The following is a 13,077-nucleotide window of genomic DNA, read 5'->3' on the forward strand; positions in this document are numbered from 1 at the left end:
GATTTAAGTCATGGCCGAAGCCGTCGTCGATAACGTACCTGCCAAAACGGGTGCGCCAGGAAGCAAGCCGCCAATGTTCGGGCTGGCCTTCCTGCAAAATCTCTCCGAGATGACCATGCTGCGTCAGGTCGGCCTCATGGTCGGTCTGGCTGCCAGCGTGGCGATTGGTTTTGCCGTCGTGCTTTGGTCGCAGCAGCCCGATTACAAGCCGCTGTATGGCAGCCTGTCGGGTGTCGACACCAAGCAGGTCATGGACACGTTGGCCCAGGCCGACATTCCCTACACCGTCGAGCCCAATTCCGGCGCGCTGCTGGTGAAGTCCGAGGACCTGTCCCGTGCCCGCATCAAGCTGGCGGGTGCCGGTATCGCCCAGACCGACGGCAACGTCGGTTTCGAAATCCTCGACAAGGATCAAGGCCTGGGGACCAGCCAGTTCATGGAGGCCACTCGTTACCGTCGTGGCCTGGAAGGCGAACTGGCGCGGACCATCTCCAGCCTCAACAACGTCAAGGGCGCTCGTGTTCACCTGGCGATTCCGAAGAGCTCGGTGTTCGTGCGTGACGATCGCAAGCCCAGCGCTTCGATTCTGGTTGAGCTGTATGCCGGTCGTTCGCTGGAGCCGGGTCAGGTGCTGGCGATCATGAACCTGGTCGCCACCAGCGTCCCGGAACTGAACAAGTCGCAGATTTCTGTCGTCGATCAGAAGGGCAATCTGCTCTCCGATCAGGCCGAGAACTCCGAGCTGTCCATGGCCGGCAAGCAATTCGATTACACCCGCCGCATGGAAAGCATGCTGACTCAGCGTGTGCAGAACATTCTGCAGCCGGTGCTGGGCAATGACCGCTACAAGGCAGAAGTGTCGGCAGACGTTGATTTCAGCGCCGTCGAATCCACCGCCGAAAGCTTCAACCCGGACACGCCTGCGCTGCGCAGTGAGCAGACGGTCAACGAACAGCGCTCCAGCAGCAGCGGTTCAGGGGGCGTACCCGGTGCGCTGAGCAACCAGCCGCCAGGCCCGGCAACGGCGCCACAGAACGCCGCCGCCGGTGCTGCCGGAGCCGCGGGCGCCATCGCCCCGGGCCAACCGCTGCTCGACGCCAACGGCCAACAGATCATGGACCCGGCCACCGGTCAGCCGATGCTGGCGCCGTACCCGGCGGACAAGCGTAACCAGTCGACCAAGAACTTCGAGCTCGACCGTTCCATCAGCCACACCAAGCAGCAGCAGGGCAAGGTCAATCGTCTGTCGGTCGCCGTGGTGGTCGATGATCAGGTTAAGGTCAACCCGGCCAATGGCGAAACCACCATGGTGCCGTGGACCGCCGAGCAACTGGCGCGCTTCACCCGTCTGGTGCAGGACGCCGTTGGCTTCGATGCCAGCCGTGGCGATAGCGTCAGCGTGATCAACGTGCCGTTCTCCACCGATCGCGGCGAAGTGATCCCGGATATTCCGTTCTACTCGCAGTCGTGGTTCTGGGACATCGTCAAACAGGCCATGGGCGTGCTGTTCATCCTGGTGCTGGTGTTCGGTGTGCTCCGTCCGGTGCTCAAGGGCATCACCAATCCGCAAGGCAAGCGCCTCGACGGCGACTCCGAGCTGGGCGGTATGGTCGGGATGGACGGTGAATTGGCAAACGACCGCGTCAGTCTGGGCGGTCCGCAAAGTATTCTGTTGCCGAGCCCTACCGAGGGTTATGACGCACAGCTCAACGCAATCAAGAGCCTTGTGGCCGAGGATCCGGCGCGTGTAGCCCAGGTCGTCAAAGAGTGGATCAACGCTGATGAGTGATAGAGCTGCTGCACTTAAATTGACCCGCGTGGACAAGGCCGCGATTCTGCTCCTCACCCTGGGTGAGACGGACGCCGCGCAGGTCTTGCGTCACATGGGACCCAAAGAGGTTCAACGGGTGGGCGTGGCCATGGCGCAGATGCGCAATGTGCACCGCGAGCAGGTCGAACAGGTGATGAGCGAGTTCGTCGACGTGGTCGGCGATCAGACCGGTGTCGGCATCGGCTCGGACGGCTACATCCGCAAGATGCTCACCCAGGCACTGGGCGAGGACAAGGCCAACGGCCTGATCGACCGGATTCTGCTGGGCGGCAACACCAGCGGTCTCGACAGCCTGAAGTGGATGGAACCGCGCGCGGTGGCCGACGTCATCCGTTTCGAGCACCCGCAGATTCAAGCCATCGTCGTCGCCTACCTGGACGCCGATCAGGCCGGTGAAGTGCTGAGCCACTTCGACCACAAAGTGCGCCTGGACATCATCCTGCGCGTGTCGTCGTTGAACACCGTGCAGCCGGCGGCGCTGAAAGAATTGAACCAGATCCTCGAGAAGCAGTTCTCGGGCAACGCCAACACATCGCGTACTACCCTGGGCGGTATCAAGCGTGCGGCGGATATCATGAACTTCCTCGACAGCTCGATCGAAGGCCAGCTCATGGATTCGATCCGCGAAGTGGACGAAGACCTGTCGACGCAGATCGAAGACCTCATGTTTGTCTTCAACAACCTCTCCGACGTCGACGACCGCGGGATTCAGGCCTTGCTGCGCGAAGTCTCCTCCGATGTGCTGGTACTGGCACTGAAGGGCTCGGACGACGCCATCAAAGAAAAGATTTTCAAGAACATGTCCAAACGTGCCGCCGAACTGCTGCGCGACGACCTGGAAGCCAAAGGCCCGGTTCGCGTCAGCGATGTGGAAGGCGCCCAGAAAGAAATTCTCACCATTGCCCGTCGTATGGCGGAGGCCGGGGAGATCGTTCTTGGCGGCAAAGGTGGCGAGGAAATGATTTAAGCGTAGGTGCCGTTGATGTCCAGCTCCGATAAAGCACCACCCAGTGAGCTCATCCGCGCCCAGGATTTGCGCGGGATCGACGTCTGGGCCTTGCCCAGCTTCGACCCGCACGTGGAAGCACCCGAGCCGGAACCGGTTATCGAGGAAGCCGAGCTCGCCGAAAGCGAAGAAGTACCGCTGGAAGAAGTCCAGCCGATGACCCTGGAAGAGTTGGAGAGCATCCGTCAGGACGCCTACAACGAGGGGTTTGCCATCGGCGAAAAAGAGGGTTTTCACAGCACTCAGCTCAAGGTTCGTCAGGAAGCGGAAGTGGCGCTGGCGGCCAAGCTCGACAGCATGGAAGTCCTGATGGGGCATCTGTTCGAACCCATCGCCGATCAGGATGCGCAGATCGAGAAATCGATGGTGTCGCTGGTCGAGCATGTGGTCCGCCAGGTCATTCAGCGCGAGCTCAAAACCGACTCCAGCCAGATCGGCACGGTGCTGCGCGAAGCCTTGCGGCTGCTGCCGATGGGCGCGGCCAACGTGCGCATTCTGGTCAATCCGCAGGACTTCGCGTTGGTCAAGGCCATGCGCGAGCGTCACGAAGAAACCTGGCGCATTCTCGAGGATGAGACGCTGCAGCCGGGTGGTTGCCGGGTCGAGAGTGAGCACAGCCGCATCGACGCCACGGTCGAGGCGCGGATCAGTCAGGCCCTTGGCAAAATGTTCGACCAGCTCCACGAGCAGGCCCTGCACCCGGCGCCGCCCGATGTGACGATCGAACTGGAAGAGGCGCTCCAGAGCGCCGAGAAAACCACTTACCCACTGGGTGCTGTCGATGCGCCTTGAACGCACCAGTTTCGCCAAGCGCCTGAGCACGTACCCTGACGCGATCTCCCTGCCTACGCAGCCGATCGTCGAAGGACGGCTGCTGCGCATGGTCGGCCTGACCCTCGAAGCCGAGGGCCTGCGCGCCGCCATGGGCAGCCGTTGCATGGTGATCAACGACGGCAGTCATCATCCGGTCGAAGTTGAAGCCGAAGTCATGGGCTTTGCCGGCAGCAAGGTGTTCCTGATGCCGGTCGGCAGCGTCTCCGGCATTGCGCCCGGCGCCCGCGTCGTGCCGCTGCCGGACACCGGCCGTCTGCCGATGGGCATGACCATGCTCGGCCGCGTCCTCGACGGCGCCGGTCGTCCTCTCGACGGCAAGGGCGGGATGAAAGCCGAAGACTGGGTGCCGATGGACGGCCCGACCATTAACCCGCTCAAGCGCAACCCCATCAGCCAGCCGCTTGACGTGGGCATTCGCTGCATCAACGGTTTGTTGACGGTCGGGCGCGGCCAGCGTCTGGGCCTGTTCGCCGGCACCGGCGTGGGCAAGAGTGTGCTGCTGGGGATGATGACCCGCTTCACCGAGGCCGACATTATCGTCGTCGGGCTGATCGGCGAACGGGGCCGCGAGGTGAAGGAGTTCATCGAGCACAGCCTGGGCGAGGAGGGCCTCAAGCGTTCGGTCGTCGTGGCCTCTCCGGCGGATGATGCGCCGTTGATGCGTCTGCGCGCCGCGATGTATTGCACGCGCATCGCCGAGTATTTTCGCGACAAGGGCAAGAACGTCCTGTTGCTGATGGATTCGCTGACGCGTTTCGCCCAGGCCCAGCGGGAAATCGCCCTGGCCATCGGCGAGCCGCCTGCGACCAAAGGGTATCCACCGTCGGTGTTCGCCAAGCTGCCCAAGCTGGTGGAGCGCGCCGGTAACGCCGAGGCGGGCGGTGGCTCGATCACCGCGTTCTACACCGTCTTGTCCGAAGGCGACGACCAGCAGGACCCGATCGCTGACTCGGCCCGGGGCGTGCTCGACGGCCACATTGTGCTGTCGCGGCGGCTGGCCGAAGAAGGCCATTACCCGGCCATCGATATCGAAGCGTCGATCAGCCGGGTGATGCCGTCTGTGGTCGATCCGCAGCACATGGTGCAGGCGCAGTATTTCAAGCAGTTGTGGTCGCGCTATCAGCAGAGCCGCGATTTGATCAGTGTCGGCGCGTACGTGGCCGGCGGGGACCGCGAGACGGATCTGGCGATTTCGCTGCAGCCGCAGTTGGTGAAGTATTTGCGCCAGGGCTTGCAGGAGAACGAGAGCATGCAGAGCAGTGAGGAGCAGTTGGCGAAGATTTTCAATCCTCAGGCCGGCGGTTAATCGGCCATGGCTCTGAGTCGCGCAGGCCGTCTGGCGCCGGTGGTCGAGATGGCAGAAAAGGTCGAGAAGGCTGCCGTCCAGCGTCTGGGGCATTTCCAGGGGCAGGTGCGGCTGGCTGAAACCAAGTTGGGTGAGCTGGATAAATTTCGTTCTGATTATCAGCAGCAGTGGATCGACAAGGGCGCCCATGGGGTGTCGGGTCAGTGGCTGATGAATTATCAGCGCTTTCTCAATCAGTTGGAGACGGCGGTGGCGCAGCAGCGTCAGAGTCTGGCGTGGCATCAGAATAATTTGAACAAGGCGCGCGAAGAGTGGCAGAAGGCGTATGCGCGGGTGGAGGGGCTGCGTAAGTTGGTGCAGCGGTATATCGATGAGGCGCGCGCGCTGGAAGATAAACGCGAGCAGAAATTGCTGGATGAGTTGGTTCAGCGACTCCCTAGGACCGAGCAGTTTTAAGGGCTTGAGATCAAGATCAAGGGCATCTGCCTGGGGGCAGATTGTTTCGCCTTCGGCGAGTTACTTTTAAAAAGCACTAAAAGTAACCAAAAGTGCTTGCTCCTGGTTTGGCCCTCCTGCGTCGGGTTCCCTCGCTCCGGTCTTGCTCCGTGGGCCCGCGCCGAACGGACATCCATGTCCTGACGGCGCTCTCGCCGCATCCATGCGGCTCGGCCCACTGCGCAAAACCTGCGCTCGGCCTGCACCCATGTCGCGTTTTGTGGTGTTTGGACCTTTTGTGTGGGAAGAGCAAAAGCGAGGGCGACGGCAACTGCAACGGCGAGGACAACGACATAGCGGGACCGGCTTTAGCCGGGAAGGCGTCGGGAGGCACGCTGCAAAATTCATGGCGGCCAGACTGGCCTCTTCCCGGCTGAAGCCGGTCCCACTCACACCGCGTACACCCGTAGGACCGGCTTTAGCCGGGAAGCTTTTGATCTGCTTTTGATCTGATTTTGATTTTCGTACATAGAAAGCCCAAACACCGCCAATCGCGACTTGGGTGCAGGCTGAACGGAGGTCTCGTGGAGTGGGCCGAGCCGCATGGATGCGGCGAGAGCTGCCCCCCGCCATGGATGGCGGATGGCAGCGGGCCCACGGAGCGAGACCGGAGTGAAGGAACCCCGACGAAGGAGGGGCCCAACCGAGAGCAAGCACCTTTGGTTACTTGGGGTGCTTTTCCAAGTAACTCGCCGAAGGCGAAATGTCTGCCGTGAGGCAGACGCTCTTGATCTAGAGCCCCTGAAACCCAAGTAAAAGCTAACGATTTGCAACGCCTCACAAGGGCTGCTAAAACTCAAGCGTCTGGCGCTGTTTCATACAAGGAATTTGCCAATGTCAGTAACCTCCGAACGCTCCGCCGATGGCCAAGAACTGACCATCACCATCAAAGGACGCTTCGATTTTTCGACGCACCAGGAATTCCGGAGCGCCTACGAACCCAAAGAAAAACAGGCCAGCCGCTACAAGGTCGACCTGAAAGACACCCACTACCTTGACAGCTCCGCGCTGGGCATGCTCCTGCTGCTGCGTGACCACGCCGGCGGCGAACGAGCCGATATCCAACTGGTCAACTGCAACAACGACGTCAAGAAAATCCTCGACATCTCCAACTTCTCCAAACTCTTCAACATCGTCATAACCGCCTGATGATCTCGTCTGCCTCCGATCGCCTGACGGTCCTCATCGCCGATGACAACGTCAGCGACCGGATGCTCCTGTCCGCCATCGTCAGCCGCCAGGGCCATGATGTTCTGACCGCCAGTGACGGCGCCGAAGCCGTCGGGCTATTCGAGCGTCGGCGGCCGCAACTGGTGCTGATGGACGCGATGATGCCGGTCATGGACGGTTTCGAAGCGGCGCGCCAGATCAAGACGCTGGCGGGTGACGCGCTGGTGCCGATCATCTTCCTGACGTCGCTGACCGAAGGCGAAGACCTCGCCCGATGCCTCGACGCCGGCGGCGACGACTTCGTTGCCAAGCCCTACAACCAAGTGGTGCTGGCGGCGAAGATCAACGCCATGAACCGCCTGCGCGTGTTGCAGGAAACTGTGCTGCACCAGCGCGACCTGATCACCCGCCACCATAAATACCTGCTCAACGAGCAGCGCGTGGCCAAGGCCGTGTTTGATCAGATTGCCCACTCCGGGTGCCTGAGCTCGCGCAACATCCGCTACCTGCAATCGCCCTACGCGCTGTTCAACGGCGACCTGCTGCTGGCCGCGTGGTCGCCGTCCGGCAACATGCACCTGCTGCTGGGGGATTTCACCGGCCATGGCTTGCCCGCCGCGGTAGGCGCCATGCCCTTGGCCGAGGTGTTCTACGGCATGACCGCCAAAGGGTACGGTTTGCCCGAAACCCTGCGGGAGATGAACGCCAAGCTCAAACGCATCCTGCCGGTCGACATGTTCTGCTGCGCCGCGCTGCTGTGCCTGAACTTCAAGCAGCAACTGGTCGAGGTGTGGAACGGCGGCCTGCCGGATGGTTACCTGCTGCATGGCGATGGCCGGCCGCACACGCCGCTGATTTCGGCGAACGTGCCCCTCGGTGTGTTGAGCGCCGGCAGTTTCGACGACAACACCCAGGTGTATCCCTTCGGGCCGGGGGATCGGGTGTTTCTCCTGTCCGACGGCGTTGTCGACAGCACCGGTCAGGACGGCGAGCTGTTCGGCGCCCGGCGTCTGCAAAATGTGCTGGTGAGCAATCGCAACCCGGCGCTGCTGATCGAAGAAGTGCAGTGGGCCCTGGCGCGGTTTCGCGGCCAGGCGCGGGACGACGTGAGCATGGTCGAGGTGGCATTTACCGAGCCTGACTTGCTCGGCCCGCCCTCGGTCATTTATACCGACAGCGGCGATTCCAGTCCGCTGGATTGGTGCGCTTCGTTCGAGTACCGCGCGGCAACGCTCAAGCGCTTCAATCCCCTGCCTTATCTGCTGCAACTGCTGCAGGAAGTCCATGGCTTGCGCATGCAGAGCAGCGAGCTGTATATCGTGCTGTCGGAGCTGTACAGCAATGCGCTGGAACACGGCGTGCTCGGGCTCGACTCGGCGTTGAAGCGCGACGCCGCAGGTTTTGGGCTTTACTACCAGCAGCGCGCCGAACGCCTGGATTGTCTGGTGGAGGGTTTTATCCGCATCGATTTCCAGATCGTCCCGGACGGCGAGGGCGGTCGCCTGACAGTGCGGGTGCAGGACAGCGGTGCGGGTTTCGATTCCGATCGGGTGCTGGCGCTGCCGCCTGCGGTCACCCAATTGTCCGGGCGCGGCCTTGCGCTGGTCCGGCAACTCAGCGACCGCTGCCAGTGGTCCGATGAGGGGCGGACGGCCAGCGTGGAATTTGCGTGGGAGGGTCTGGCATAATCCGCGCGTCTTGATCAAGGAGTGAACAAGTGTCGAATAATCCTGTGGACTTCAACGTGCTCAGCACGCTGCGTGACGTGATGGAAGCGGAATACCCGGCGCTGCTGCAGGTGTTCATTTCCGATTCCGTCAATCGGGTCAACGACATGACCCTGCTGTTGCGTGACCCTTCCTTCACTGCCGCCTCCACCGCCTCGCTGCAACGCCTCGGCCTCATGGCCCACAGCTTCAAAGGCAGCACCGGCAACATGGGCGCTACGCACTTGTCCGAACTCTGCCTGCAACTGGAAGAACAGGGGCGCGGGTTGGTGGCCGCGGACGACGCCCGGATAAGGCTGCTGGTGTCCGAGATCAAGGAGGAATTCTGCGCCGTCAGGAAGATTTTCGAAGACGAACTGCAGCTCTGCCATGCCAGCCACTGAGCCGGGTATCCCCAACCCGGCTTTCAACCTCTGACCCACCTTTGATCCAGCCAGTCGGCGCACTTGGCCCGGCATTTGCTTTGTCTCTGTGTAATTGCGCTCTTGCGGAGATTCACATGGCCCTCGCCAACAACCCATTACTGACGGCTTTGACAGCGGCCAAAGTCCAGAAAGCCGGGAATACCTCGGCGGCAAAGGCGCCGGACCCCGTCAAGCACAACACTTCCAGCTTCTCTGACGTGTTCGCCAAGCAGGCGCCGGTCAAGTCCCACAGCGCGGACAACGCGACGGCAAAAGCGGCAAGCGCCAAGAGTTCGGCAGCGGACGACAAGCCCGCCGTCAGCCATACGTCTGCCGCCGATGACAAGACCGTTGCCGATAACGGCAATGGGTTGCCTGCCAAGCCGGTGAACGGCAAAGCGGACGATGAGCCCGGCGCGGGCAAGGGCCACGCCGACGATAAGGACGACGCCTCCGACACCGGCCAGGATCCGACGGTGGCGGATGCGCCTTCGGTCGATCCCGTGCTTGACCCGACACTGGCCGTGACGCCGGCGGTTCAAGAGCCTGTGGCCGTCGCGCCTGCCGTTGAGCCCGTAGTGGATCCGGCGCTTCTCGCCTCCGCGCTGCCCGTGATGCCGCCTCCTTCGGTGCAAGCCCCGACCGACGCGACCGACGCAGCCGGCGACGATTTCGATCCCTCTGCCGATCCGCTGGAAGGCTTGACCGCCGTGCAAGTCGCCCTGGAAAACAAGGCGCAGCAGACGGCGCAGAATAACGGCGTGCATGGCGACGGCAAAGGCGGGGGCAAGCAAGACCCGAACGCCGATCCTTCGCAGCTGCTGGCCAATAACCTGGCGGCGCTGGGTGACCAGCCCGTGGACAAGAGCACCACCGAAGGCGGCGGCGACAAAGCATTCAGCGGCCTGCTGGCTGACGGCCTGAAAGACGTGAAGGGCGCCACCAGCGATACGCGGATGGATAACTTTGCTGATCGACTGGCGGCCTTGTCCCAGGCCGCTCAGGTGAAGAACACCACGGCGTCGGCCCCGGCCACGCCACTGCTCAATCAGCCACTGGCGATGAATCAGGGGGGCTGGACCGAAGGCGTGGTCAACCGCGTGATGTACCTGTCGAGCCAGAACCTCAAGCAGGCGGACATTCAGCTGGAGCCCGCTGAATTGGGCCGTCTGGACATCCGCGTCAATATGGCGGCGGACCAGCAGACCCAGGTCACGTTCATGAGTGCCCATGTCGGCGTGCGCGAAGCGCTGGAAAGCCAGATGTCGCGCCTGCGTGATTCCTTCGTTCAGCAGGGCATGGGTCAGGTCAACGTCAACGTCTCCGACCAGTCCCAGGGCTGGCAGCAACAGGCTCAACAGCAGTCGGGCGGTGACGGGCAACGCAACGGCGGCAGTGACCGCAGCAGCGGTGTCGGCGGCAGCGACCTCATCGCCGACGGAGCTCCGGTGGATGCCGCTTCGGCCGCTGCCAACGCGCCGCTTACCGTCGTGGGTTCAAGCGCGGTTGACTACTACGCCTGAAAACGCCCTGCCAACGCTTGGGCGTTGTCAGTAGCGGCAAGTGGTTAGCGGCAAGCGGCAAGTAAAGGCAAGATCAAAGGCGGTAGTGCGTGGGAGACCCCGGTTTCTCGGGCGCTGCCGCTTTTTGCTGTTACTTGCCGCTCATTACTTGCAGCTTGAAGCCGCCCATGTGGCACAACCCTTGCTCTTCCTCTGTCACGCAACACCGAACCCCTTGGATAGTGACGGATTATTGGCATGGCAAAGAGTGACGACGCAGCAGTGGCGGACCCTGCAAAAAAGGGCAAGTTGAAAGTCATCATCCTCATCGTGGTGGGGCTGCTGCTGGCCGTTGGTGTGTCGGTAGGCGCGACCTGGTTCATCATGCATAAGGCCGAGAGCAAGCCGGATGCAGCTGCCATTGCCGAAGCGGCGAATGCCAAAAAAGAGGCGATCTTCGAACCTCTGACGCCACCCTTCGTCGTCAACTACAACGTCAATGGCCGTCAGCGCTACATGCAGGTCAGCATCACCTTGCTGGCCCGTGACAAGGCCGACCTCGAAGCGTTGAAAGCGCACATGCCGGTCATCCGTAATAACCTGGTGATGATGTTCTCCGGTCAGCCATTCGATACCATCGCAACGCCGGTGGGCATGGAAATGCTGCGCCAGAAGGCGGCAGCCGTGGTCCAGGAAGTGGGCCAGAAAGAGCTGAACAAGAGCGTGATCGAACAGGTACTTTTCACTAACTACGTACTGCAGTAGGACCACGACATGGCCGTGCAAGACCTGCTGTCCCAGGATGAGATCGACGCGCTGTTGCATGGCGTCGACGACGGTCTGGTACAGACCGATAGCGTTGCCGACCCCGGCAGCGTAAAGAGTTACGACCTGACCAGTCAGGATCGCATCGTCCGCGGGCGCATGCCGACCCTGGAAATGATCAACGAGCGTTTCGCCCGTTACACCCGCATCAGCATGTTCAACCTGCTGCGTCGCTCGGCCGATGTGGCCGTGGGGGGCGTGCAGGTGATGAAGTTCGGCGAATACGTGCACTCGCTGTACGTGCCGACCAGTCTCAATCTGGTCAAGATCAAACCCCTGCGTGGCACCGCGCTGTTCATCCTCGACGCCAAACTGGTGTTCAAGCTGGTGGACAACTTCTTTGGCGGCGACGGCCGTCACGCCAAGATCGAAGGGCGTGAATTCACCCCGACCGAGCTGCGCGTGGTGCGCATCGTGCTGGATCAGGCCTTCATTGATTTGAAGGAAGCCTGGCAGGCGATCATGGAAGTCAACTTCGAGTACATCAACTCGGAAGTGAACCCGGCCATGGCCAACATTGTCGGCCCGAGCGAAGCCATCGTGGTGTCCACGTTCCATATCGAACTGGACGGCGGTGGCGGCGATCTTCACGTGACCATGCCGTATTCGATGATCGAGCCGGTGCGCGAAATGCTCGATGCCGGTTTCCAGTCGGATGTCGACGATCAGGACGAACGCTGGGTCAACGCGCTCAAGCAGGACGTGCTCGACGTGTCGGTGCCGTTGCGCGTCGCAGTCGCCACGCGTCAGCTCAAACTGCGCGACATCCTGCACATGCAGCCGGGCGACGTGATTCCGGTCGATCTCCCGGAACACCTGGTCATGCGCGCCAACGGCGTGCCTTCCTTCAAGGTCAAACTGGGTTCGCACAAGGGCAACCTCGCCCTGCAAGTCGTCGAACCCATAGAACGCCGGTGACCCTCCGTCGCCGGCAAAACGAATGCGCTGCGTAAACGAATCACAGTTCCCCGAGGACAACCATGGCTAATGACAACGAAATGAATTCCGCTGACGACCAGGCTCTTGCCGACGAGTGGGCGGCTGCACTGGGTGAGGCCGGGGACGGGCAAGCGGACATCGACGCGCTGCTGGCGGCCGACGCCGGCAACAACGCCAATCGCATGACGATGGAAGAGTTTGGCGGCCTGCCAAAAAGCAACGGCGCGGTCAGCCTGGACGGCCCGAACCTGGACGTGATCCTTGATATCCCGGTGTCGATTTCCATGGAAGTGGGCAGCACCGACATCAACATCCGCAACCTGCTGCAGCTCAACCAAGGCTCGGTGATCGAGCTGGACCGTCTGGCTGGCGAGCCGCTGGACGTGCTGGTCAACGGCACCCTGATCGCCCACGGCGAAGTGGTTGTGGTGAACGAAAAGTTCGGCATCCGTCTGACCGACGTGATCAGCCCGAGCGAACGTATCAAGAAGCTGCGTTAAGTGCGCGGCCTGTTCAGAACCCTGTCGAGCCTGCCGCTGCTGGCATTGTCCTGGGCGGTGATGGCGGCCGATCCGGCGACGCCGGCCACGCCTGCTGCGACGACAGCGACGACAGCGACGACGGCGGCGACCACCACGCCAGCGGTCGCCGCGCCGGTGGCCGGAACCCTGAACGGCGGGATCGGCGGCCAGCTGCTGCAGCTGGTGCTGGGTCTGCTGCTGGTGATCGGGCTGATCTTCGTACTGGCCTGGCTGATGCGTCGGGTGCAGCGCGCCGGGCCGGCGGGCAATCAGGTGATCAAACTGGTGGGCTCCCGCGCCCTGGGGACTCGCGATCGGCTGGTGCTGGTGCAGGTCGGCAACGAACAGGTTCTGCTCGGCGTCTCCCCCGGGAGCATCACTGCGTTGCACGTGATGAACGAGCCGGTTGACGTGCCTGACCCACAAAGCGTCCAGCCGGAATTCGCAAAGCGCCTGCTGGAAGCGCTGGGCAACAAGGGCGGAGCGGGGCAACGCACAGGCAAGAATATTTTCGGTG

Annotated in this window: 12 protein-coding genes and 1 pseudogene; all 13 read left to right on the plus strand. The window is 62.1% G+C overall.

What is annotated here, in order from left to right; translation table 11 throughout:
* Window positions 1-10 precede the first annotated feature (10 nt).
* Window positions 11-1,789 carry a flagellar basal-body MS-ring/collar protein FliF gene (gene fliF / locus IFT99_RS00340; RefSeq protein ID WP_065987291.1) on the plus strand — a complete coding sequence of 593 codons (1,779 nt, stop codon included), beginning with the start codon at window positions 11-13 and terminating at the stop codon, window positions 1,787-1,789.
* Window positions 1,782-2,798: a flagellar motor switch protein FliG gene (fliG, locus tag IFT99_RS00345; protein WP_065987292.1), complete on the plus strand. Its 1,017-nt coding sequence runs from the start codon at window positions 1,782-1,784 to the stop codon at window positions 2,796-2,798. Before fliF ends, fliG begins: the two co-directional genes overlap by 8 nt.
* A gap of 15 nt (window positions 2,799-2,813) precedes the next feature.
* Window positions 2,814-3,629 carry a flagellar assembly protein FliH gene (fliH, locus tag IFT99_RS00350; RefSeq protein ID WP_065987293.1) on the plus strand — a complete coding sequence of 272 codons (816 nt, stop codon included), beginning with the start codon at window positions 2,814-2,816 and terminating at the stop codon, window positions 3,627-3,629.
* Window positions 3,619-4,977, plus strand: coding sequence for a flagellar protein export ATPase FliI (gene fliI, locus IFT99_RS00355; RefSeq protein ID WP_065987294.1), 1,359 nt, complete (start codon window positions 3,619-3,621; stop codon window positions 4,975-4,977). The genes fliH and fliI overlap by 11 nt, the downstream gene beginning before the upstream one ends.
* A 6-nt stretch (window positions 4,978-4,983) precedes the next feature.
* Window positions 4,984-5,433 carry a flagellar export protein FliJ gene (gene fliJ / locus IFT99_RS00360; protein WP_065987295.1) on the plus strand — a complete coding sequence of 150 codons (450 nt, stop codon included), beginning with the start codon at window positions 4,984-4,986 and terminating at the stop codon, window positions 5,431-5,433.
* Window positions 5,434-6,306: 873 nt separating this feature from the next.
* Window positions 6,307-6,621 carry an STAS domain-containing protein gene (locus IFT99_RS00365; RefSeq protein ID WP_065987296.1) on the plus strand — a complete coding sequence of 105 codons (315 nt, stop codon included), beginning with the start codon at window positions 6,307-6,309 and terminating at the stop codon, window positions 6,619-6,621.
* Complete coding sequence (locus IFT99_RS00370) at window positions 6,621-8,330, plus strand: ATP-binding SpoIIE family protein phosphatase (RefSeq protein ID WP_065987297.1); 1,710 nt, start codon at window positions 6,621-6,623, stop codon at window positions 8,328-8,330. The genes IFT99_RS00365 and IFT99_RS00370 overlap by 1 nt, the downstream gene beginning before the upstream one ends.
* A gap of 29 nt (window positions 8,331-8,359) precedes the next feature.
* A complete protein-coding gene (locus IFT99_RS00375) occupies window positions 8,360-8,752 on the plus strand; it encodes an Hpt domain-containing protein (protein ID WP_296309893.1) in 393 nt (130 codons plus the stop codon).
* A 116-nt stretch (window positions 8,753-8,868) separates the two neighbouring features.
* Window positions 8,869-10,296 carry a flagellar hook-length control protein FliK gene (locus IFT99_RS00380; RefSeq protein WP_192130033.1) on the plus strand — a complete coding sequence of 476 codons (1,428 nt, stop codon included), beginning with the start codon at window positions 8,869-8,871 and terminating at the stop codon, window positions 10,294-10,296.
* A gap of 237 nt (window positions 10,297-10,533) precedes the next feature.
* Window positions 10,534-11,040: a flagellar basal body-associated protein FliL gene (gene fliL / locus IFT99_RS00385; protein ID WP_192130034.1), complete on the plus strand. Its 507-nt coding sequence runs from the start codon at window positions 10,534-10,536 to the stop codon at window positions 11,038-11,040.
* Between the two features lie 9 nt (window positions 11,041-11,049).
* Entirely contained in the window at window positions 11,050-12,018 is a 969-nt protein-coding gene (fliM, locus tag IFT99_RS00390; protein WP_065987300.1) for a flagellar motor switch protein FliM, read from the plus strand.
* Between the two features lie 62 nt (window positions 12,019-12,080).
* Window positions 12,081-12,539: a flagellar motor switch protein FliN gene (gene fliN, locus IFT99_RS00395; protein WP_192130035.1), complete on the plus strand. Its 459-nt coding sequence runs from the start codon at window positions 12,081-12,083 to the stop codon at window positions 12,537-12,539.
* A 60-nt stretch (window positions 12,540-12,599) separates the two neighbouring features.
* A pseudogene (gene fliO, locus IFT99_RS00400) lies at window positions 12,600-13,031 on the plus strand (flagellar biosynthetic protein FliO); the annotation flags it as partial.
* Window positions 13,032-13,077 lie beyond the last annotated feature (46 nt).

It is taken from the genome of Pseudomonas sp. CFBP 8772, from assembly GCF_014841665.1.
In the GTDB taxonomy this organism is placed as follows: Bacteria; Pseudomonadota; Gammaproteobacteria; order Pseudomonadales; family Pseudomonadaceae; genus Aquipseudomonas; species Aquipseudomonas graminis_B.